This window comes from Paenibacillus pinihumi DSM 23905 = JCM 16419, from assembly GCF_000422505.1.
Taxonomy (GTDB): Bacteria; Bacillota; Bacilli; order Paenibacillales; family Paenibacillaceae; genus Paenibacillus_D; species Paenibacillus_D pinihumi.
The window spans coordinates 226660-248871 of record NZ_KE383868.1 but is presented as its reverse complement, the minus strand read 5'-3'; the positions used below and the strand labels follow the sequence as shown (position 1 = coordinate 248871).

The following is a 22212-nucleotide window of genomic DNA, read 5'->3' as shown; positions in this document are numbered from 1 at the left end:
ACTATCCAATAAATAACAATAAAATAAAGGCATGGAAGAGAAAGAGTAACAGGAAGGTAACTTATCCAGAGAGCTCCGTCAGGTGAAAAGGAGTTAAGGTATCTCTTGTGAATATGGTCTCTGAGCCGCGCATCGAACCCTCATCAGGAAGTAGGCTGCGCCGGGTACCTGCACCCGTTATCGTGCTAGAGTATATCCGCATTCCGCGGCGTACTTGAAGAGGTGAATGTCGCAAGACATTGATGAAACTGGGTGGTACCACGTGAGCTATAGACTCTCGTCCCTTTTGGGATGAGGGTCTTTTTTGTTTTTATTTCAATTACACTAGGAGGTTCATAACCATGACAAATATCTTTATCGGAGGCGCCTGGCCTTATGCCAATGGATCGCTTCATTTGGGCAGACTGGCGAGCATATTGCCTGGAGATGTACTGGCCCGGTACTATCGGGCAAAAGGTGACCATGTGCTCTACGTATCCGGCAGCGATTGCCACGGTACTCCAGTGGCCGTTCAGGCTGCACAAAATGGGGTTGAACCGAAGGTAATTGCAGATCAGTATCATAATGAGTTTGTCCAATGCTTTTCCAAATTAGGCTTCACATTTGATTTGTATACAAGAACAGATGAAGAACAACATCACCGTATCGTACAAGATTTATTCCTGAGACTTTTGAAAAACGGATATCTGGAGACAAGGCATGTACTGCAAACCTATTGTGAAACAGATGCCAGGTATCTCCCTGACCGTTATGTAGAGGGAACCTGCCCTGTATGTGGCCAGCAAGCACGCGGAGACCAATGCGACTTCTGCTCTACACTGCTGGACCCTTCTGACCTGAAAGACAGAAGATGCAAGCTCTGTGGGAATACACCAATTGACCGGCCGACTGAGCATTACTATTTGCTTTTATCCAAGCTGCAGGGGGAACTTGAGAACTATTATAGAAGCGCTGCCGGCTGGCGGGAAAATGCTCTTCATTTGACCGAAAGGTATTTGCATGAAGGACTCCAGGATCGGGCAGTAACCAGGGATTTGGATTGGGGAGTTGACGTTCCGGTTGCAGGCTTCGAGGGGAAAAAGATTTACGTCTGGATTGAAGCCGTGAGCGGCTACTTGTCGGCAAGCATTCGATGGGCAGAAGAACAGAGAAAGGACTGGAAGCCATTTTGGGAAAGTGGGAACGGGGAGGATATTGTTGCCTATTATGTTCACGGTAAGGACAACATCCCGTTTCATTCCTTAATTTGGCCTGCTATTTTGTCAGCAGTCGGTGGTTTGCATCTGCCTGATCGAATCATTTCCAGCGAGTATATGACACTGGAGGGCAAAAAGTTCTCTACAAGCCGCAATTGGGCTGTGTGGGTTCCCGATATTATGGAGCGCTATCCGTCAGATTCTATACGCTATTTCCTGATTGCCAACGGGCCGGAGAAACGGGATACCGACTTTTCATGGAGAGAGTTCATACACAGCCACAATGGCGAGCTGCTCGGAGCATTCGGCAATTTCGTGAACCGGACGCTAGCTTTTATTGTAAAATCTTTCGACTCCCGGGTACCGGAGGGAATCCTTGATTCTGAATGGTCAGCGGAATTTGAGGCCCTATACTGTGATTCGGGAGAACGGATAGAAGGCGGTCGGTTCAAGGAAGCGTTGGAATTCATTTTTGTCTTCATCCGAAAGGCGAACAAATTTTTTGACGAGGAACGGCCGTGGGTGACTTACCGGGAAAATCCCAAAGCCTGCGGCCAGACTTTATTCATTTGTACTCAAATCATCGCCAACCTGGGAAATCTGCTGGACCCTTTTATACCGGAATCAAGTGGAAAAGTTAGATCATTTCTCTCTCTGTATGATCCAAAGTGGGAAACTGTTCAAGTGCCGGCAGGGAGAGCGATTAAAAACGTCATTCACTTGTTCGAGCGAATCTCTACGGATAAGATTCAGGAGGAGGAAGAACGTCTTAAAAATCAATTGGATCGCATTTGATCAGACTGTCACAATAGTCCTTTTGTGTCGCTGAAATGCGACGCGAAAGGACTCCATGTGTGTAGCGGGCGCACAGCATATTGACACTTCAAAAACAATCGAAATATATTAGATAACAGTTAAAATATATTGTAAAACGATAAATAATGTGTTACATTCAAATAGATAAACAATCAAGTGAGGTGCGCATTATGGAACGAGGTACAACACTCTTTTTAAAGGTAACCGTCTTTCTTATAGCCATTCCGGTTCTTGCCTTATGTATTTTTGGCTTGCCATCGATTGCTGGTGAAGCAGCCGAACATTTTCCGGCTTACTGGCTATATCCTGTTTTTAGCATTATGTATGCAGCAGCGATTCCGTTTTTCATTGCATTGTATCAGGCTTTAAGACTGTTAAGCTATATTGACAACAACAACGCTTTCTCTGAGTTATCTGTAAAGGCCCTCAAGAAAATTAAATACTGTGCCCTTGCAATCAGCGCTTTGTACATCGCTGCTCTCCCGTTCTTGTATTTCATGGCAGATCAGGATGACGCTCCAGGTATTTTGGCAATTGGATTCGTCATTGTTTTTGCCGCAATCGTAATCGCGGTTTTTGCTGCTGTTCTTCAAAAATTATTAAAAAGTGCCATCGATATAAAATCAGAAAATGATTTAACGGTTTGAGGTGAATCACATGGCGATTATAATTAATATTGATGTAATGTTGGCGAAGAGGAAAATGAGCGTAACCGAACTATCCGAGAGGGTTGGAATTACAATGGCGAATCTCTCCATATTAAAAAATGGAAAGGCAAAAGCAATCCGGATTTCCACTTTAGAGGCCATTTGTAAGGCATTAGACTGTCAGCCTGGAGATATTTTAGAATACAAAAATGATGAGGAGGGTTAAAGTTTAGGACATCACACGCCTTTTCAGCTACATATGTATGTTAACGGTACAGACTCTTCAGCAGATTTTGGAGCCACAGATGAACGACGTTCATTTGTGGTTTTTTGTTGTGCCCAGGCATCCTACGGATGAGTTTAACTCAAACCATTTTTTCTATTTGATAGGAATACAGGAAATGATATCGTGGACATATGAAATGATGATGCTGACTGATTGGAGGACAACATATGCATACATATCAGAAGAAAGATCTTCCACTTGACACAATGATAACTGATTTTATTAAAAATGGACCTTTTCCGGCATTAGCCGTTGGCATAGTGAAGGATAACCAGGTGTACTTTACTGGTGAATACGGAACAGCGAATTTAACGACTGGTGATCCTGCTGTCCGCAGCATGCTGTTCCATCAAGCCTCCGTCTCCAAAACATTCGTTGCTACGGCCGTTATGCAATTGGTTGAGTGTGGAAAAGTAAAGCTGGATTCACCGATTACGACATATCTCTCTTACTTTCAGATGGAGGATAAGCGGTACCAGGATATCACTGTAAGACAGCTTCTGAATCATACTTCCGGCATGCCGGATGAAGAAGATTATGCTTGGGACCGCCCGGAATACGACGAGCAAAGTCTTGAACGATATGTAAAAAATATTCGTCGCTACAAGCTTTTGAGCGAACCGGGTACCTGTTTTGCTTACAGTAATATAGGCTACGAGATTTTGGGGGACTTGATTGCAAAAGTTAGCGGAATGAGCTTTGAGCAGTTATATGAAAACCAATATTTTTATACCGTCCGGGATGCAATCCAGTTCCATGGACCGAGTTCCACTCTATATACCAATGTGGAAGAAATGTGCCAATACATGCTGATGCACCTCAACCAGGGAAGGGCAAAGGATGGATTTAATGCCTTGCAGCCGGGCACTTATGATGAAATGTGGAAGCCTCATGCGGCTACTGCATATGGACAAGAAAATTCACAAATCGGTCTGGGCTGGTTTTTGGGCGAATATAAGGGTCGCCGTATCCTCTCACACTCGGGATGGGATACCGGTTTTCTGAGTGATCTGATTCTGCTGCCTGATGACAATATCGCGATTTCTGTGATGACCAATTGTGACTATGTATGGCTGGGAAGCGTGACCTATCCAATACTTGACCAAATCCTTGGTATGGACATTCGCCATATCAAACAATCTATGGCCCACAAAGTTGCCAGCATCGCTGTATCCCAAGGCGCGGAGCAGGCAATGAAAGAATATCACCGCATTACTGGCATGGAGCAAGACAAGTATTATGCAGTGGATTTTGAATTTATGCGCATCACGGAAGCATTACGCTGGCACGGCCATGAAGATGATGCTTTTCGCATTCTGACCTGTGCTGCCGCAATTTTTCCGGAAAGCGAGTCTATTTCCGGCAGGTTGCAGGAGATGGGGACAATGGGGAGGAATAACGAATGCAATTAGCGGATTGGTCCGAACATATTCATGAATATGGTTTATCAAGCGAATATTTGATTCGACAGGCAGAGCCTGAAGAGTGGGGCATCTATTGTTCCGTTTATTATAATATGCGTTATATTGGCTTTTTTAGGGAGGAGGGCTTTAACGCTCCGCGAAAAAATGAGTTTTGGATTTATCAAGGGAAAACCAGAATAGGCGGAGTGCGGATGGCCCCAAACAGAATCTATCATTTGTTCTTCATTCCCCCGTTCCAGGATTCATTCGAGGTATTAAAGCTTCTAAAAAACATTTTAATGGAATGGTCGGATCGTACTCAGCCTATAATAAGTTTCGAGATTCTTCCCGATCAGGTACATCTGTTTGCAAGGGCAGGATTTTGGCCGGATGAGTTCAGATGCCGCTGGATGCAGCGCCCCGCAGAGCATTTCAATGTTAACTGGGATGAAAATCTGATCATTAAGTATCCTGAAATTATAGTTAATGAGATCGGTGCCAAGCAGTTCGTGAATCAAGATGAAATTGCTCTTTGCGACTTTAATAGCTTTGCAGGAGGTTTTGAAGCCGTAAGAAGAAAAAAGTCCTCTCTTGAAGATTTCATGCCTGATGAAGATCCGAATTATACAAATGAGATATTAACCAAAGCATCCACACTTGTCTATGATAAGGATACAGGCCAGTTGATTGCAAATTGCCGTCTTTGCCTGCAAGACAATCAGGCAGCCGTTTACAGTATTGGTGTCCTGCCCGCTTATAGGGGAAGAGGGCTCGCTACACGTATGCTCCAAAGAGCCTTGTCTGAGCTCAAAGGCAACTATCCGCTGTTAAGGCTGTACGTCATGGAAGGCAATGATGCAGAGTCAGTCTATTTTAATCTTGGCTTTGTTCCGGGTGTGCAGGAGTTACAAAGGATGTATATTCCCGCGAATTCATAGCTGAAATTATAAACGATTACATTCCTATACCCTTAGAAAGCTGCATAAAATGCGGCTTTTTTTGCTTTGAATACCACACATCAGATGCGTGGGCAATAACTCGATCGAGTCTTTTTTGTGTCTTTCACCGAGTTGTCAGAAAGATTTGATTCTATTTTGAACATAGAAGCTTGGGTAATTCCTTTTGAGACATTGCTCAGTTATTATAATTTTTAAATATCGAGATGTGCTTGCCAGGGTTGGGGGCAATTCCGATAAATGCATGATCAGGATTTGGAAGGAGGCAGTGCAGCGTGGTTGTAGATACGGTGTTGTGGAGTAAATTGCTGACAGGGATGACCTTGGCGTTTCATTCCATTTTTGCCACGGTTGGCGTCGGTGTACCCTTAATGATTGCCATTGCAGAATTTGTCGGTATACGCAAGAAGGACCCGCATTACATACTCATGGCCAAAAGATGGACAAGAGGATTTGTCATTTCGGTAGCCGTAGGGGTGGTGACAGGAACGGCGATTGCCTTACAGCTGGCGCTCGTGTGGCCCAACTTTATGCAATTGGCAGGGAATGTGATTGCACTCCCGTTATTTATGGAGGTTTTTGCATTTTTCTTTGAAGCCATTTTTCTGGGGATTTATATGTATACGTGGGACCGGTTCCGCAATCCGTATATCCATCTTCTGTTGACGTTGCCTGTTGTTGCCGGGGCAGGCATGTCCGCATTATTTATTACAACGGTGAACGGATTTATGAATCAGCCCGGCGGGTTTGTAATGGAAGGCGGTCATTTTACAGCAGTTAATCCCCTGCAGGCGATGTTTAATGCAGCGACACCCTCGAAAGTATTCCATGTATTAACGTCAGCCTATTTAACGGGAGCAGCTCTGCTGGCCGGAATCGCTGCCTACGTCATCTTAAGAAAAGGGACATCCGCATATTACAAAAAAGCATTGAAGCTCATGATGGGAGTTGTTCTAGTGTTCAGCTTGCTGACCACGATCGCCGGGGATGTATCGGCCAAGTTTTTGGCAGAGCATCAGCCGGAGAAGCTGGCGGCAGCGGAATGGCATTTTGAAACAGAAAGCGGAGCGGATTTGATCTTCCTGGGCTGGCTTAATGCGGAGCATAAGATAATGGGGGCCCTTCACTTCCCGAAAGTTCTCAGTTTTCTGGCATTTGGGGATTTCAATGCCGAGGTGAAAGGGCTTGAGGAGTTTCCCCCTGATGAATGGCCGCCGCTTGTGGTGCATTATTTGTTTGATTTCATGGCCGGAATCGGTTTTGTAATTTTAGCCGTTGCATTGCTGTATTTCCTCTTCTTATTTTGGAAGAAACGCAATGAACTCAACAAGTGGCTGCTGCGGGCGATTGTTGTGAGTACACCGCTGGCATTTTTGGGCGTTGAAATGGGCTGGTTCTATGCAGAGGTCGGTCGGCAGCCATGGATTATCCGCGGATACATGCGCGTAGAGGAAGCGGCTACTTCATCACCGAATGTGAGGATTCTCTTTTTCCTCTTCCTCCTGTTATATATCGTGCTGGGAGTTATGTGTGTCCTTGTGCTGAGACGCTTGTTCCGTAATAAACCGGCAGAAGCCGAGCTGGCAAAGCTGGTGAAAGAGAAAAATGTTCAATCTATGGAAAAGAGTGAACCGGTATGAGTTATGAGTTGATAGGCATCTCGGTGCTTTGGCTGTTTTTGTACGGTTATTTAATTGTTGCTTCCATAGACTACGGCGCTGGCTTTTTTGCCTTCTACGCCCGTCTGACGAAGCAGGACCATCTGATTAATCGTTTAATATCCCGTTATTTATCGCCAGTTTGGGAAATTACCAATGTGTTTCTTGTTTTTTTCTACGTCGGCATCGTCGGATTTTTCCCCGATACAGCCTATTATTATGGTTCTGCGCTGCTGGTGCCGGGAAGTATTGCTGTTATTCTGCTTGCGATTCGCGGTTCCTTCTACGCATTTGAGAATTACGGCTCCAAAGAAAACAGCGTGTATCTGTTTTTGTATGGGGCTACAGGCTTGCTGATCCCGGCTTCCCTGTCGGTTGCACTGACGCTGTCCGAAGGCGGTTTTATCGTGGAGGAAGGAGGAGCTGTTACACTTGAATATTTGAAGCTAATCAGCAGCCCCTTGTCATGGATAATTGTGGCCCTGGCTATCGTATCCGTATTGTTTATCAGCAGTGCGTTCCTGACCTTCTATGCGTCCCGGGCGGACGATCAGCCAGCGCTAAAACTGGTGCGGACCTACGCTTTATTCTGGGGTACGCCAACGATAATTGCTGCGCTAACAGCGTTTATTTACCTTAGTCAGCATAATGAGCGGCATTTTCAGAACATGATGGATTTATGGTGGCTGCTGGCGCTTTCCGTTGGTTTCTTTATGATCGCAATGTGGTTGCTGTACACCGGGCGGCGTTATGGTTTGGCTTTTATTTGTGTGATGCTGCAATTTTTCAGCGCCTTTTTTGCTTATGGCATCGGGCAGTATCCTTATATTCTGGACCCGTACATTACCATTCAGAGCGGGGCTACGCAAGAGTCAATGGGCATTGCGCTTGTCATTGCCTTTATCGGCGGCCTTTGCCTGCTGATTCCGTCTCTCATTCTTGTGTTCAAGCTATTCCTGTTTGATGCGGATTATGTAAAAGGAAAAAAATAGTTTGCATTCCTGCTATGGTAGTATCTCATTAGCATTCATATAAAGGAGGGGAGTCGCGTGAAGAGGAAAAGGGGACTTATTTCTGAGCTGCGGGCTGCGCAAAGGAAATCGCTTGTTTTCTTGGCTGGCATATCGCTTGTGCTCGGTGCAGCCATTTCAGCGCAGGCGGCACTGCTTGCGGAAGCCGTCGAGAAAATTTTTGTACAGCGCGCTTCCTTTTCATCCGTTGCTGCCGTACTTGGCGTTTTGCTTGCAGTTATGGCGGTGCGTACACTGCTGTCGTATGGGAACGGGCGAATCGGCTTGTACATGGCTGCCCGGGCAAAGACAGCCATGCGGGCCGCAGTGCTGCGAAAGCTGGCCCATGCTTCGGTACCTGTGGCACTTCGCGGGCAAACGGGCGGAAAGGTGAGCGTGACGCTGGATGCCGTGGATGAGTCAGACAGTTATTTCAGCCAGTATTTGCCGCGAATGATAGAAGCTGCGGTCATTCCAATTCTGATATTGGCCATTGTGTTCAGCCAGCATGTGAATTCCGGTCTGATTATGCTCATAACCGCTCCCTTTATCCCGATATTTATGGTGCTTGTGGGGCTTACAACGAAGAACAAATCGGAGGAGAAATTTACCCAGCTCGCCGATTTTTCCGGTACGTTCCTTGGTTCCCTGCAAGGGCTCGTCTCGTTGAAGCTGTTTGGCCGGACTCATCACCAGCAGCAGGAAATTGAACGCAGCAGTCTCGGCTACCGGGATGCGACGATGGGCATTTTACGGATTGCATTCACCAACACCTTCATGCTCGAATCGATCGTAATGCTGAGCATTGGCATTGTTGCCCTTGAGCTGGCGCTTCAGCTGCTGGTTTTCAAATCGCTTTCGTTCCATACCGCTTTTTTGATCCTGCTGCTTGTGCCGGAGTATTATAGTCTGTTAAAAAACACCGGAACTGCTTTCCATAATGGCCGCACCAGTATGGGGGCGGTACGTAAAGTGGAGGAAATGCTTACGGGCATAAGGGAAGGAGAAGCGCCAACGGATGGGGATTCGGGTACAGGGAAAACAGGTGGAAGCATTGAAATTGATCTGGCAGATAAAGCAGACAAGCCTGAGAGACCCAATTTAGACGTGCTTCGAATGCCTCTATCCATCGGGATGAAGGACGTGCGATTCCAATATGCTCCAGATTCCTTCAAGCTTTCAGCCAGCTCGTTAGCTTTTGAACCGGGGCAGCATATCGCCATTGTCGGAAAAAGCGGCTCCGGGAAAACAACATTGCTGCATCTCATTGCCGGGCTGCTGAAGCCGACAGCGGGAGAGGTGCTGGTAAATGGGTATCCGCTTGCGCAATACACGGAGGCCTCATGGTTTGATCATGTCGGTTATATTACTCAGCACCCTTATATTTTTTCCGGTACATTTGCCGACAATATTGCGATTGGGTCGGGTCGGGATGTCACCAGATCCGAAGTTGTGCAGGCGGCAGAGGCCGCCGGGCTTGCTGCCTTGGCAGCCGAATTGGAGCAGGGTTATGATACCTTCGTCGGTGAAGGGGGAAGAGGTTTATCAGGGGGAGAAAAGCAACGGCTTGCACTGGCACGGGCTTTCCTGAAACGGCCTGCTGTTATTTTGTTCGATGAGCCTACGGTTGGATTGGATTTGCAAACCGAGCGCATTCTTCAACAGTCAATCGCAGAGCTGGCAAGCAAGGCGACCATGATTACTGTGGCTCACCGCTTGTACACAATCCGGCATGCCAACCGCATCATAGTTATGGATAACGGAGCCATTCTGGACAGTGGGAGCCACAAAGAGCTGCTGGCGCGTCTGCCTCAATATGCTGAAATGGTGGATGCCGGGAGGAAAGGGGGATTCGCATGAAGGAGCTTGCTATTTTAACAAAAGCGATGATTCAGGAACGGAAGGATATTGCGCTTGCAATCATCGGCGGATTCATTGCCGGCCTGGCAGGAGTCATCCTTTTTTCCGCAAGCGGATATATGATTTCCCAGACGGTGTTTGCACCGCCTCTTTATACTTTAATTGTACTGACGTCTCTGGTGAAAATTCTTGGTCTGCTGCGGGCGGCAAGCCGTTACGCCGAGCGCTTGTATTCCCATCGGGCGACGTTCTCACTGCTCAGCCGTTTGCGGACCTCATTTTTTTCCAGGCTTGTGCCGTTGGCACCAGGGATATTGGGCAAAAAGCGAAGCGGGGAGCTGCTCGCACGCATCGTTGGAGATGTTGAAAGCTTGCAGCATTATTTTTTGCGTGTCGCTTACCCGCCTGTCATTGTTGTTATGGTATTTTTGGCCACAGTGGTGTTTACTTCAGCTTTTTCATTCTGGATGGCTGGTCTGTTTGTTCTTGGGATGCTCACAACTGCCTTTGTGGTTCCAGGGCTTGTTCTGCTCGGGCAAAGAAAGATTCATGGCCGTGTTATCCGTCAGCGGGCGCTGCTATCTGCCGAAGTGACCGAGTTTCTTTACGGATTCCGGGACCTGAAAGTATATGGGCAATTAAATAAACGCGATCATCAGTTGCAGCGTGCCTCCGCCGCACTGGCGGCTGAACAGGAAACAGCAGCCCGTAATCTGCTGCGCGGACAATCCCTTCATACCTTTGTAAGCTACTTGATCTCCTGGGGCGTACTCGCTCTTGGCAGCTATTTGATTATGGACGGCTCTCTTGCTGGCGTGTATCTCGCCATGCTGATCATGGCTTCGCTTACGGTATTTGAAGAAGCTGCGCCAATGGCCACGCTGCCAGCCTATAAGCAGGAAAGCGAACATGCGGCCAAACGGCTTTCGGAAACGGTTCATGCTGCCCCAATACTGCCTTCACAGCCAAGTGGTGTCCTTTCTGTCAATCAGGGCATCTCAATAGAGCTGGACGGAGTATCATTCCAGTATGAAGATGAATGGCGTCCGGCGCTAAGAGACATTTCTCTTCATTTCCCAGCCGGTTCTAAAACGGCTATTGTCGGACCGAGCGGTTCCGGAAAAACAACCATTATCGAATTGCTGCTCAAGCTGCGTACGCCTACGGGTGGCCAGATTCGAATTAATGGTGTTTTGACAGAGGAGCTAGATGAAGCCAGCATCTGGAGAGCATCAAATGTTGTGCTGCAGCAAAGCCATTTCTTTCGGGGGACCATCCGGGACAATCTGCTGCTGGATGAGGAAGAGTATCCCGATGAAGTACTGTCGGCTATTCTGGATAAAGCCCAGCTGCCCAATAAATCACTGGATGATAGGGTATTTGAAAAAGGAGAAAACTTGTCTGACGGTGAGAAGCAGCGCCTGGCTTTGGCACGGGCCATGTTGAGGAAAGGGCGGTTATGGCTTCTCGACGAACCGACGTCGTCAGTGGATTACATCACGGAGAAGCATATTTTCCGGCATCTGATGAAAGAGGCCGCCAACGATACGTTAATTCTGATTTGCCACCGGCTGACCGGACTGGAGGAAATGGACTGCATTTTGGTCATTGACCAGGGGAGAGTCGTTGAGGCAGGCACGTATACGGAGCTGATGGAGCAGCAGGGGTATTTTTATGAAATGAAATTATTAGAGCAGGAAATGATTGGGGTAAACGGTGAATTCCGGTAGGTCGCGGGCAATTGTCTGAAGAGAAGAGCATATGGACTGGAAAGCCGCATTTTTATGCGGCTTTTTATATTAACGTGAAAATCCTGAACATGTCGCAGTCCAACAACTGCTACATGTCCAGGAATCTTAGTGGAATGTACATTCTGATTATGAAACGCATGTATCACTAACGTTCTGTTGAATTTCATATTAAACATTTTTGCTATTAGCAAAATATTCACGCGTTTCCTTTCGCGATTGAGGAGTTAATACACGATCAAGCTCTTCATTCAACCAGGTCAATGACTTGTTGCGCAGCACATTGCGCATACTTTCTTCGGCTTCGAGCATCGTTAAATTAATGATACAGGGAGAAGCTTTAGTACATGCTAAATATTCTTCATCACGGCATAAATAGCTATTATTTTTAATGTTTTTACACTGAAAAATGGGAGTAGTGCCTTCAATAGCCTCAACTACATCCCAAAAGGAAATATCCGCAGGAGGCTTGGCTAATCTATAGCCGCCTTTCACACCAGGAACAGAGCTTACAATACCAGCCTTTGCTAATTTACCAAAAATCTTCGAAAGATAAGTTTCCGAAACCCCTTGAAATGCAGAAAGTTCTTTTATACCAACCGTATCATCAGGTGGAATATCAATTAAATATACCAGGCAATGCAGTCCATATTCAACACCAATACCATACTGCATGCAAACACCTACTTTCTAAATAAAAAAGTCACTAATAACCATCTTAGGTTGATTTAAAACCTTTGTCAAATAGGACGGTTTAGGCATTTCCAGCTGAATGGCGCTTTATTTTTGTTGACAACCATAAACTTAAGCGCTATATTATAGACAAAGTTAATCGTCGATTAATATTATCGACGTTAATCTTGAGCAAGCCGGCTACAATTATTTTTTCATGGAGGAGATACTTATAGGATTGCTGCTTCAAATTCAGTCTTCCGGCAGCCGAGATTGCTGGTACAACAAATAAGCAACCGATTATAAGTTAATGACCCGTGATAATAGCCTTAAGCCGATTACGTTTGATTTGAACGGACACTTAGTGATCCACTAAAAACGAAGGAGTGTATAAACACATGGAATTGAGACTGAACTATATGAAGGTACGCCCTGAATCTTTGCAAACACTATTGAAATTGGAAGGTTATGCGAAAAATAGCGGTCTTGACCACAAACTGTGGGAGCTGATTAAAATTCGTGCCTCGCAAATTAACGGGTGTGCCTACTGCCTGGATATGCATACGAAAGATGCCCGCGCGACTGGTGAGACAGAGCAGCGGTTGTATATGCTTAGCGCATGGCGGGAAGCTCCGTTTTATACGGAAGAAGAGCGGGCTGCACTTGCATTAACAGAAGCTGTGACCCAAATTTCAAATGCTGGTGTGCCACAGGAATTGTATGAGCAAGTCCGCAAACATTTTGATGAGGGGCAATTTGTCGATTTGATTATGGCAATTAATGCGATTAACTCTTGGAATCGGATAGCGATCTCAACTGGCATGGTGCCTGGAGACTATCAACCCGCCGTACGTAAATAACATGATGTTGGCCAATTCCTGTGTACAAGACTATATACGGGGATTGGTTGTTTAAACTTTCTAATTATAAGGTGATCAATGAGCTATAAAATACTTCTATTTGATTTAGATGATACATTGTTGGATTTCGGCGCCTGTGAAACGGATTCCTTAAACAAACTGTTCCAGCATCACGGGTATACGTTTTCCGATGAGTTGTTTCAAGTATACAATTCCGTCAACAAACAACTTTGGACCGATTATGAAAACGGAAAGATTGGGTTGGAGGTTGTTCTAAACTCAAGATTTTCCGAAACAATGTTAAGACTCGGGGAAGTAGTGGATGGCACTGTATGGGAAAATACGTATAGAGAACTGTTGGGCAATGAAAAACAGCTTCTTATAGAGGGAGCTTTGGAAGTCTGTCAGAGATTATCTGCATCCCACAGACTGTTTGTAATTACGAACGGTATAACTCAAACCCAGATAAAGCGATTGAAGAAGTCCGGCTTATACGATTTTTTTGAAGATATTTTTGATTCTCAAAGCATTGGATTTCAAAAACCATCCAGACATTTTTTCGATTATGTGACGAGGCATATTAAAGATTTTAATAGTAAGGAAGCACTTATTATTGGGGATTCATTAAACACGGATATACAAGGCGGCATCCTGTCAGGAATCGATACTTGCTGGGTGAACAAAAAGTCAGAAGAACATTCTGAAGTTATCCAGAGCACGTTCATAATCACAAACTTAGTGGAATTATATGATATCTGCCCCGAATAAAACGAGCATAATAAGTGTTGCGGCATTGTGTTTCCAAATCATTCGTACACCCGCTTATAATGAATTATTTGGAGCTGCACTAGATAATATTCTTATTGGACGCAGTGAAGAAATTTGTGACAGGCTGGCAGCTAAAGCTTGGAAAACTTTTTTCTTCCAAGAACAAGGTGAATATGAGGATTAAGCCCAAAATGCAGGATAACTAAAGTAACGTTAAAAAAGTCGCTGAAATGGCGGCTTTTTTAACGTTGCAGCTCGTTGGAATACTCTAGAGCGACTATTCTTCACGCAGCAGCTCATTTTCCGGTAACAGTTGCTAGAGGCTACAAGGTGATAGTACACCAAATCATTTTTTTGAAAACGCTTTACAAGCAAAATGAAAATATGTTATAACAACACTATGACATAACGATTTTTCTGAAAGGAGATTAGCCATGCTTGACCGAAGCAAAAAAGGCAGCCCATTATACTATCAGCTCAGAGATGTCATCGTAAAACAAATTCAAGACGGGCATTGGCAGATCGGGGATAAGATTCCGAGTGAAGGCGAACTGTGCGAGTTGTTTAAAGTAAGTCGAACTACCGTACGGCTGACATTGGCAGAACTGGTTAATGAAGGTGTACTTTATAGAATTCAAGGCAGTGGCACTTTTGTAGCGGATCATTCCCTTCAAGGAGAACGGCCAAAGCTGCTTGGTCTGCTTGAGGACTTTGAACAGAAGGGGCATACGGTGAGAAGCACAGTGCTTCAAGCCGGGGCTGTCCCGGTAACGAATGAAATCGTCCGCAATCTGGAACTGATCTGGGAAGATTCCGTGTACCATCTGACAAGAGTCAGGTTGGTCAATAATGAAATTATCGGTCTGCAGGAGGCTTACATCCGCAACAACCTGTTGACCATTGATTTGAACAAGTATGATTTCGCCGAGCGGTCGTTGTACAAAACCATGAAGCAGGATGCAGGAATTGTGCTGACTGAAGCAGTTGAGAAAGTTAAGGCTGTTTTGGCTGACGAGCAGCTGGCACAAGTGTTGAACATTCCGGTCGGATCTCCGCTGCTGTATATCGAACGCGTCACCAAAACAGACAAGGGCCCGATCGAATTTACGAAAATGTATTTCCTGCCTGACAAGTTCCAATATGTGAACGTACTGAAGACAATGGACTAACTTTAACGAGCATCACTTTATTTCCTTCCGGTTGATAGAATCTGCAGATGAAGATAGCGCGCGCAAATCTGTAGATTCTTCTCAATAAATTAAAAAATTGATGGGGGTAATCCAAGTGAAAAAAGCGTTGTTTGCCGCACTTTTGGTAGCGCTAACATTGCTGTCGGCATGCAGTTCCGGTTCCAACGGTCAGCCTGGCAAGACAGAAGGAAACAAGTCAGATGGGAACAAGAAGCTGGTTGTTGGGGTCACCTATACAACGCTTAGACATGAGTTTTTCATTGATATTAGCAAGGGTGTAAACAAGAAGGCCGAGGAGGAGGGCATATCGGTACTGTCGAATGACCCGAATCTGGATCTGTCCAAGCAGGTATCGGCAATTGAGGATTATATGCAAAAAGGCGTGGATGCCCTGATTGTTCTGGCAACCGATAACGCAGGTGTTATTCCGGCAATCGAGGAAGCCAAGAGCAAGGGCATTCCGATTATTACAGCAGACAATGTCGTTGATTCAGATAGTGTCGATACATTTATTGGCACCGAGAATTATGAAGCGGGCAAGCTGATCGGCGATCAGTTGAAGAAGAAAATCGAGGCGGACGGCAAAGAAGCAACGATTGCCATTGTGACCTGGAAGCAATCCTTTGTTCAGAAGGAGCGTCTGCGTGGGTTTAAAGATGCGCTTGCTGATGTGAAGGGTGTCAAGTTTTTGAATGAGCAGCCGGGATACAACCGCGAGGAATCGATGGCTACAGTTGAAAACATTATTCAGGCGAATCCGGATGTGAGCTATATTTTTGCAACGAGTGAAAACAGCGTCACAGGCTCGCTTGCTGCGCTCGAATCAGCCAATAAATCCAATATCCAGATCGTTGGCTTCGACCCGACGCCAGAGGCCGCAGACGGTATCCGAAACGGTCATATCTATGCGCTGATCCAGCAGCAGCCGCAGCTTATTGGGGAGAAAGCCATTGAAGCCGCACTGGATGCCATTAACGGCAAGCAGCTTGAGAAGAATATTAGCATTCCGGTTGTACTTTTGGATAAAAGCAACGTCGATGAGCATTTCGCAAAGTGATACAGAAATGGGGAATGGCCTTTGAATCAGCCAATTCTTGAACTGAAACATATCGTCAAGGAGTTTTTCGGCAACCGTGCTTTGTCTAATGTCTCATTAACGCTGATGCCCGGCAGTGTGCATGCCATTGTCGGCGAGAATGGGGCGGGCAAGTCTACCTTCATCAAAATTTTGACTGGTGCGTATTCCAAAACAAGCGGAGAAATCTATGTTGAAGGCCAGCCCATTAGCCAGATGGACCCGATGGTATCCAAGAAGCTTGGTATCCACTGTATCTATCAGGAATTGAATGTGGCAAATGATCTGACAGTATCGGAAAATGTATTCCTTGGCAATCAGCCGGTCAATAAGTTTGGTCTAATCGATTGGAAGAAGATGAACAGCGATACGAAGGACATCTTTGCTTCCCTCCAGCTTCGGATTGATCCAAAACAACTGGTACGTGAAATCAGCATCGCCCAGAAGCAGATGATCGAGATTGCCAGAGCGATCTCCCAGCAAGCAAAGGTATTAATTATGGATGAGCCGACATCATCGCTTTCCGACCGTGAGATTGAAATTTTACTTGCTTTAATAGAAGAATTGAAGCAGCAGGGTATTGGAATTCTCTACATTTCTCACCGGATGGATGAAATATTCCGGATTGCCGATACCGTTACCGTATTGCGAGACGGGCAGCATATTAAGACAATGCCTTTGAATCAAGTCAGCGGTGTGGATGAACTCGTTGAACTGATGGCGAACCGCAAGGTCGCTGACTACTTTAACAAGGTGGAGGCACCGATTGGCGAGCCGGTGTTGAAGGTTGAAGGGCTTAACAAGCGGGGAGTGCTCCATAATATCAGCTTCGAGCTGAGAAAAGGCGAAATTCTCGGTGTAGCCGGACTGGTAGGATCGGGAAGGACCGAAATTGCAATGGCGCTATTCGGACTGCTAAAGAAGGATGGCGGTACCATCTGTATTGATGGCAAGCCGGTGGATATCCGCGGACCACGCGATGCGATAAAGCTTGGTATCGGTTTTGTGACGGAGAACCGCAAGGAGACGGGACTTACGCTGAAAATGAGCGTCAGAGAAAATATGACACTGCCGACACTCAAGCAGTTCGACCGGTTTTTGTGGATCAATCGCAAGGAAGAAACAGGTGCTGCGGAGGTTTACCGCAAGCTGCTCAACATCAAGACAACAACACTTGAACAGACCATTTCCAATCTTAGCGGAGGCAATCAGCAGAAGGCGATTTTGGCACGCTGGATGATTCAGGGGACGCGTATTCTGATTTTAGATGAGCCATGCCGTGGGGTGGATGTGGGAGCCAAAGCGGAAATTTTTGCCCAGATAAGCAAGCTGGCACAGCAGGGTGTGACCGTCTTGATGATTTCGTCGGAAATTCAAGAAATTGTCGGGATGAGTGACCGGGTTATGGTGATGAAGGAAGGCCATATGGCTGGGATGCTGGAGAAATCGATGATTACGCCGGATCATATTTTGAAACTTGCTTTTGGGGGGGCTACCAGTGCTTAAAGCGAATGTGATTGCACAGGAACAGGGACAGGCAAAATGGAAACAGATTTCGGCCTTTTTGTTTAACAAAGGCAGCACGGCGATTGGACTTATTCTTCTTTTCGTTCTGATGTCATTTGCCAGCAGTGATTTTCTGACGGTAGACAATTTACTGAATGTATTCAGGCAGTCAGCGGTGCTTTGTATTATGGCGGTTGCGATGACCTTCATCATAATATCCGGCGGCATTGATCTTAGCGCAGGCTCTCAAATTGCTGTAAGCGGTGTCATTGCGGCAGGACTGATTGCTTCAGGGGTACCGGTACTGCTCGCGATTATCATTACGATTGCAGTAGGAGCGGGGATTGGCTTCTTTATCGGAACCGTCATCTCAACGCAAAAGATTCCTCCGTTTATCGTGACGCTCGCGATGCTGACCATTTTAAGTGGTGTCGCTTTCGTCTACACGGAAGGGAATCCGATTCCGATCAATGATGCATTTTTCCGGTCGCTCGGACGGGGCTATATCGGCCCGATTCCGGTACCGATCATCATCATGGTTGTGGTTGCCATTATTGGTCATCTGCTGCTCAGCCATACCCGCTTCGGAAGATTCATTTACGCGATCGGCGGGAATGAAGAAGCGGCCCGCTTATGCGGCATCCGGGTGAATTGGGTCAAAACCGGCATTTATGTGTTTGGCAGCATGGTGATGGCCATAGCGGGAATTCTGCTGGCTTCGCGTCTGTCGACCGGATCTCCCAATGCGGGAACCGGCTCCGAGCTGGATGCCATTGCGGCAGTTGTGCTGGGTGGTACAAATCTTTTCGGCGGAGAGGGAAAAATTGTCGGCACATTGATGGGAGTCGCTATTATTTCCATTCTGAACAATGGTCTCAATCTGCTTGATGTCCCTTCCTACAATCAGCTGATGATTAAAGGGATCGTAATTTTGGCTGCTGTGTGGTTTAACTCGATGAAGAGTAGAAGGGCTTCAGCTGCTTGATTCGATTAAATATAAAAAAATAAACAGTAAAGGTGATGGAGAGAAATGAGCGGAGGAATTTTTCCAACGAAAAAGAATGCACTTGATGAGTTGTTTGGCGTTAAAAAGCCGATTATTGGCATGGTTCATTTGAAAGCGCTACCTGGAGCGCCGCATTATAAAGGCGAGAGCATGGACGAAATTATCGAATTTGCGCTCAAGGATGTCAGTGTGCTAGTTGAAGGCGGCGTAGACGGACTGCAAATCGAGAATGCCTGGGATATTCCATTCCCTAAACCGGAGGATTTCGGCATCGAGACGGTGGCAGCGATGACAGCAATAGGGGTTGAAATACGCAAGGCGAGCAAGCTGCCACTAGGCGTCAACTGTCTGGCAAATGCCGTTCTTCCGTCGATCGCCATTGCCAAGGGCTGTAAAGCGACCTGGGTGCGCTCGAATCAATGGGTTAACGCTTATATTGCCAATGAGGGATTCATTGAGGGTGCCTCTGCGCGGGCGATGCGGTATAAAGCAAGTCTGTTCGGCGATGATATTAAAATCATGGCGGATGTGCATGTTAAGCATGGCAGCCACTCCATTGTAGCTGACCGGAGCCTGGCGGAGCAGACGCGTGACAATGAGTTTTTCGATGCAGATATTCTGATCGCAACGGGCAACCGGACAGGAGACGAGACGGAGCTGGACGAAATCAACGGCATCAGCAATCATACGAGCCTTCCTGTTATCGTCGGGAGCGGAATGACCGAGCACAATGCAGTATCCATTTTGTCCGCAGCGGATGGCGCAATTGTAGGCAGCTGCCTGAAGGTGGACGGCAACTGGTGGGGGCCTGTTGAGTTAGAGCGTGTACAACGGTTTATGGACCAGGTCGCCAAACTGCGTTAGGAGGGTCAGATATGGCCGCAATAGCAGTCCATGGATTTATTAACGTAGATCTTGTAGGCAAAACAGCTGCTTTTGCAGGTGCTGACGAGGAAGCAGAGCTGGAGGGCGTTCAAGTGTTCTCAGGAGGTTCGGCTGCCAATGTCGCAGTCGGCCTCGCCAGGCTCGGTCAAGAGGCGTTCTTTCTTGGAGCTATAGGGGATGACGGATACGCGTCCCTGCTGAAGAAAGAGCTGGAGGATGTCAATTGTGATTATTTACAGACGATACCCGGCATTGTATCCGGCACGGTTATGGTTATCGTCGACCGCGTGGGACTGCGCACACTTTATACGTACCCTGGCGCGAATTTGCACTATGATTGGAGTTTGGTACCTAAGGACTTCCTTGACCGTCTTGACTATTTGCACGCAAGCAGCCCGGCAGCATCCAGTCTTGAACATTTGATTTCATTGAAGGCGGAGGGGCACAAGCTCAGGCTGTCGCTTGATCCGAGCAAGCTGCTTACAGGCAGAGGACTTGTATTTCTGCTGCCGCTTCTCAGGCAGACGGACATTCTGTTCTTGAATGAAGCGGAGCTGCATGATTTATTCCCTGAACAGAAGCGTGGATATGCTGTACAAGAGCTGCACAAGCTGGGCATTGGCCATGTGTTTGTCAAACTTGGCTCGCAGGGGGCAATGTATAGCTATACGGCTGAAGATAGGCGGGTACGTTCGCTCTACCATCCTGCTTTGCCGGTTGAAGCTGTGGATTCGACAGGCGCAGGCGATGCTTTTGCTTCTGGCGTATTATACGCCCTATCCCGTAGTTGGCCTGCAGAGCAGGTGCTGCGCTTGGGGATTGAACTGGGCACGAGGGCAGTAGCCGTGGCAGGTGCCCGGACCGGGCTGCCGCATCAAGCCCAGTTAAATGAAATGGAGTGGCTTCAACAGAAATGAAGCTGATCTCTAATCGTTCCTGGGCACATAAAGGGCGAGGGCAAATGTTGGCATATAAAAACTTATAGATTTTAAAAGCCGCACACGCTGCGGCTTTTTTTCTTGTACAAAGTTGTTCTCACAGGAAGAAAGTGTGGTTAAAGTCTCAGGAACACTGTTGGAATATATTATTTTAAATAGCCCTTGTTTTTATATTGCAGACAATGGTAAAATATAACAAGAACATGTGTTTGTGTTTTGTATAATGTACTTACGCGGCCAGGGGAGTAGATATGGTCGAACCGATTCAAAAAGGGCGATGTCCTATATGATAATCATGAGCAAGCAGCTGCCTGGTGCGGCAAGTATATGGGATGGAAACGAGGGCAAACCTTAACAGGGAGACAATCCCCTGACGGAGGATGGATTTTTCCCTTCATGGACATCGATCGGCGTTCGTGACTTGCAAGCGGCAAAAGAGTGGTACTTGGTGCTGTTGCTAGAATTCAGTTGCCATAAGGAGTGGTCGGGATGGCGCGTGTTTTATTTGTGAATGCAGGTTCAGAGGGACATATTAATCCAACGGTCGGTGTTGTGCAAGAGCTTATTTCGCGCGGGGAAGAGGTTGTATATTTTTCTATAGAAGCTTTTCGGGAGCGTATGGAGAAGACTGGGGCTTCCGTACGAACATTTGACGATCAAAAATTTATAAAAGCCTTTATTTCAGGCGGAAGAAATTATTTGCTCGAAAGAGTCAACGGGCTTTTACTTACGGCGGATATCGTCATTCCAAGCGTTCTCGAACAAATCAAAGGAGAGCATTTTGATTATATCATCCATGATTCTATGTTTGGTTGCGGACGGTTGCTTGCTCAAATTCTTAAGCTTCCTGCAATCAGCTCTTGCACAACATTTGCACAGACAAAAGCAGAATTCGACAGCATGCTGGAAGAACTTCATAAGGATGTCCCTATAGAAATATTAGATCCTATCACCGGTCAATTTCAAAGCCTGACGGCAATGCTGAAGGAAAAATACGATGTGGAGATCGATTCTCCTTATGAAGTGTTTTGTAATCCTGCACCACTAACCATCGTGTATACAACAAAGGAATTTCAGCCGGATGGAGAAACCTTTGACGAAACGTATAAATTTACAGGTCCGTCCATTTCGTCACGATTCACACAAACCAGCTTCGACTTGGCTGCAATCAAGGGGGAAAATCCGGTTTACATCTCCCTCGGTACAGTCTTTAATCGGGCCATTGATTTCTACAAGCTTTGTTTGGAAGCATTCAGGAACACCGGGCATAAGATCATCATGGCTATAGGAAATAAAACCGTGATATCTGATTTAGGAGAAATTCCTGAAAACTTCATTGTGAAAAATTATGTTCCGCAAACCGATATCCTGCAATACACGAAATTATTTATTACGCATGGGGGAATGAACAGTGCCCATGAAGGTCTTTATTTTGGCGTTCCTTTAATTGTAATCCCACAAAGCGCAGATCAGCCCATAATTGCCGGACAAGTCGCCGCTCTCGGGGCAGGTATTCAATTGCAAATGAAAAGCCTGACTGCAAGCCAGCTGCGTGGTGCCGTTGATCATGTGTCTAGTCTCACATGTTACCAGAAAGCTGCTAAAAGCCTGGGGGATTCCTTTCGGAAGTCGGGCGGGTATCACCAAGCTGCGGATGAGATTTTCGCATTCAAAATACGATATCAAATCTAAATATCAAATTTATCCGAATAGCGGGTCCCATGTATTAACC

At 46.3% G+C, this 22212-nt stretch carries 19 protein-coding genes and 1 other annotated feature; of the genes, 18 read left to right on the top strand and 1 reads right to left on the bottom strand.

The genetic code is table 11. The features are described 5' to 3' along the window. Positions 1–23 precede the first annotated feature (23 nt). Positions 24–288: a binding site (T-box leader), on the top strand. Between the two features lie 53 nt (positions 289–341). The 9 genes from metG to cydC all read left to right on the top strand — a co-directional run bounded on the left by metG (position 342) and on the right by cydC (position 11562). Further along, positions 342–1991 (top strand): methionine--tRNA ligase, encoded by a 1650-nt coding sequence (gene metG, locus H583_RS0128695; protein WP_028563492.1) that lies wholly within the window; start codon positions 342–344, stop codon positions 1989–1991. A 191-nt stretch (positions 1992–2182) separates the two neighbouring features. Then, complete coding sequence (locus tag H583_RS0128690) at positions 2183–2659, top strand: DUF2975 domain-containing protein (protein ID WP_028563491.1); 477 nt, start codon at positions 2183–2185, stop codon at positions 2657–2659. A gap of 10 nt (positions 2660–2669) precedes the next feature. After that, entirely contained in the window at positions 2670–2885 is a 216-nt protein-coding gene (locus H583_RS0128685) for a helix-turn-helix domain-containing protein (RefSeq protein WP_028563490.1), read from the top strand. A gap of 227 nt (positions 2886–3112) precedes the next feature. Then, on the top strand, positions 3113–4357 hold the full coding sequence (locus H583_RS34655) for a serine hydrolase domain-containing protein (protein ID WP_051237178.1): 1245 nt from the start codon (positions 3113–3115) through the stop codon (positions 4355–4357). Continuing rightward, a complete protein-coding gene (locus tag H583_RS0128675) occupies positions 4348–5286 on the top strand; it encodes a GNAT family N-acetyltransferase (RefSeq protein WP_028563489.1) in 939 nt (312 codons plus the stop codon). The genes H583_RS34655 and H583_RS0128675 overlap by 10 nt, the downstream gene beginning before the upstream one ends. Before the next feature lie 293 nt (positions 5287–5579). Beyond that, entirely contained in the window at positions 5580–6944 is a 1365-nt protein-coding gene (locus H583_RS0128670; protein WP_028563488.1) for a cytochrome ubiquinol oxidase subunit I, read from the top strand. After that, complete coding sequence (locus tag H583_RS0128665) at positions 6941–7954, top strand: cytochrome d ubiquinol oxidase subunit II (protein WP_028563487.1); 1014 nt, start codon at positions 6941–6943, stop codon at positions 7952–7954. The genes H583_RS0128670 and H583_RS0128665 overlap by 4 nt, the downstream gene beginning before the upstream one ends. A 57-nt stretch (positions 7955–8011) precedes the next feature. After that, positions 8012–9832, top strand: a complete 1821-nt coding sequence (cydD, locus tag H583_RS0128660) for a thiol reductant ABC exporter subunit CydD (RefSeq protein ID WP_028563486.1) — start codon at positions 8012–8014, stop codon at positions 9830–9832. Beyond that, positions 9829–11562 (top strand): thiol reductant ABC exporter subunit CydC, encoded by a 1734-nt coding sequence (gene cydC / locus H583_RS0128655; RefSeq protein WP_028563485.1) that lies wholly within the window; start codon positions 9829–9831, stop codon positions 11560–11562. Before cydD ends, cydC begins: the two co-directional genes overlap by 4 nt. Before the next feature lie 189 nt (positions 11563–11751). Here cydC and H583_RS0128650 read toward each other — a convergent pair whose 3' ends face one another. Further along, a complete protein-coding gene (locus H583_RS0128650) occupies positions 11752–12255 on the bottom strand; it encodes an Rrf2 family transcriptional regulator (RefSeq protein ID WP_028563484.1) in 504 nt (167 codons plus the stop codon). Positions 12256–12650: 395 nt separating this feature from the next. Here H583_RS0128650 and H583_RS0128645 point away from each other — a divergent pair, with 395 nt between their 5' ends. From H583_RS0128645 to H583_RS0128605, 9 genes are all read left to right on the top strand, one after another. Continuing rightward, positions 12651–13112: a carboxymuconolactone decarboxylase family protein gene (locus H583_RS0128645; RefSeq protein ID WP_028563483.1), complete on the top strand. Its 462-nt coding sequence runs from the start codon at positions 12651–12653 to the stop codon at positions 13110–13112. A gap of 78 nt (positions 13113–13190) precedes the next feature. Then, positions 13191–13880 (top strand): YjjG family noncanonical pyrimidine nucleotidase, encoded by a 690-nt coding sequence (locus tag H583_RS0128640; RefSeq protein WP_028563482.1) that lies wholly within the window; start codon positions 13191–13193, stop codon positions 13878–13880. A 434-nt stretch (positions 13881–14314) separates the two neighbouring features. Continuing rightward, positions 14315–15049 carry a GntR family transcriptional regulator gene (locus H583_RS0128635; RefSeq protein ID WP_028563481.1) on the top strand — a complete coding sequence of 245 codons (735 nt, stop codon included), beginning with the start codon at positions 14315–14317 and terminating at the stop codon, positions 15047–15049. Positions 15050–15164: 115 nt separating this feature from the next. Next, positions 15165–16127, top strand: coding sequence for a substrate-binding domain-containing protein (locus H583_RS0128630; RefSeq protein ID WP_245586019.1), 963 nt, complete (start codon positions 15165–15167; stop codon positions 16125–16127). 21 nt (positions 16128–16148) lie between these two features. Further along, positions 16149–17651, top strand: a complete 1503-nt coding sequence (locus tag H583_RS0128625; protein ID WP_028563479.1) for a sugar ABC transporter ATP-binding protein — start codon at positions 16149–16151, stop codon at positions 17649–17651. Continuing rightward, positions 17644–18636: an ABC transporter permease gene (locus H583_RS0128620; protein ID WP_342663562.1), complete on the top strand. Its 993-nt coding sequence runs from the start codon at positions 17644–17646 to the stop codon at positions 18634–18636. The genes H583_RS0128625 and H583_RS0128620 overlap by 8 nt, the downstream gene beginning before the upstream one ends. Before the next feature lie 45 nt (positions 18637–18681). Continuing rightward, on the top strand, positions 18682–19521 hold the full coding sequence (locus H583_RS0128615; RefSeq protein ID WP_028563477.1) for a BtpA/SgcQ family protein: 840 nt from the start codon (positions 18682–18684) through the stop codon (positions 19519–19521). An 11-nt stretch (positions 19522–19532) separates the two neighbouring features. Further along, positions 19533–20459, top strand: a complete 927-nt coding sequence (locus H583_RS0128610; protein WP_028563476.1) for a carbohydrate kinase family protein — start codon at positions 19533–19535, stop codon at positions 20457–20459. 510 nt (positions 20460–20969) lie between these two features. Then, on the top strand, positions 20970–22172 hold the full coding sequence (locus tag H583_RS0128605) for a macrolide family glycosyltransferase (RefSeq protein WP_028563475.1): 1203 nt from the start codon (positions 20970–20972) through the stop codon (positions 22170–22172). The last annotated feature ends 40 nt before the right edge of the window (positions 22173–22212 follow it).